The 962-nt window shown below is 65.3% G+C and carries 1 protein-coding gene; it reads right to left on the bottom strand.

Annotated elements, in window-relative coordinates:
• Positions 1-961, bottom strand: a 961-nt coding sequence (locus ARGLB_RS18370) for an integrase catalytic domain-containing protein (RefSeq protein WP_050934414.1), incomplete at its 3' end; no start/stop codon positions are given.
• Position 962 lies beyond the last annotated feature (1 nt).

Raw genomic sequence — 962 nt, 5'->3', positions numbered from 1 at the left:
CGGCATCATGTTTCTTGACCACCTTGGCCCCATGGCGTTCCTTCGAAACCAGTTTCTGCTGGGGCAGCAGGTAGTTCGTGAAGAGCGCATCGAGTTCCCAGATGGCGTTGAGTTTCTCCAGCTCCGCGGCGGTGTCGTAACGGTAGTAGCCCACGAGCTCACGGACACGCGCCCAGTTCTTCTGTTCCACATGGGCCCCATCGTTTTTGTTTCCCGGCCGGGAGCGGGTGAAGGTGATCTGCCGGGCATGGCAGTATTCCAGCAGGTAGTCGTTGATGAACTCGGATCCGTTGTCTGAGTCAATCCCAAGGATCGGGAACGGGAACCGGCCCAGGGCGTACTGCAGGGCTGCGAACACCCATTTCTGGGCCTTGTTCGGGACCGACCGGTTCACCGTCCATCCGGTCGCGATATCCGTCACGGTCAGGGTGAAGCAGAACTGCCCGGACGCCACACCGCCTTCATGTCCGACCAGGTCGATCTCAACGAACCCGGGCACCGCGTCGTCCCAGTCCGCCCAGGTCCTTACCGGGATCTGGGATTTCAGCAGCGATCCGGGCTTGGTATGCGACCGGCCCCGCAGCACCAGTTTTGCCCGCTCGGGACCCAGCTTCCGGTCGATCGTCGCCGCGCTCATCCGCATCAGCAGTACCGCCTCCGCATCCGTCAGGTCCAGTTCCCCGTCCCGGCGCAGCAAGGGCACGAGCACCGGCAGCATCGGCGCCAGCCTCTTGCCGGCCGGGGCCCGCAGCACCGCCCAGCAGACCACCAGCGCCTCGACCACCCGCGGACCATACACCGGGGTCCGCGGCGGTCGGGCACACACCGGCCGCAGCTCCAAAGCCTGCCGCAAAGCCCGCCGCGCATAGTCCCGGTTCCAGCCCGTCAGCTCCACAAGCTCATCAAGGATCCGCACCTTCTCCGCCCGGCTCCCGCGGGCGTAAGCCCGGGCCTTGATCACC

The sequence above is a fragment of the Arthrobacter globiformis NBRC 12137 genome (assembly GCF_000238915.1).
Lineage (GTDB): Bacteria > Actinomycetota > Actinomycetes > Actinomycetales > Micrococcaceae > Arthrobacter > Arthrobacter globiformis.
The sequence above is the reverse complement of the archived record's forward strand: the minus strand, read 5'-3'. Positions and strand labels throughout refer to the sequence as shown.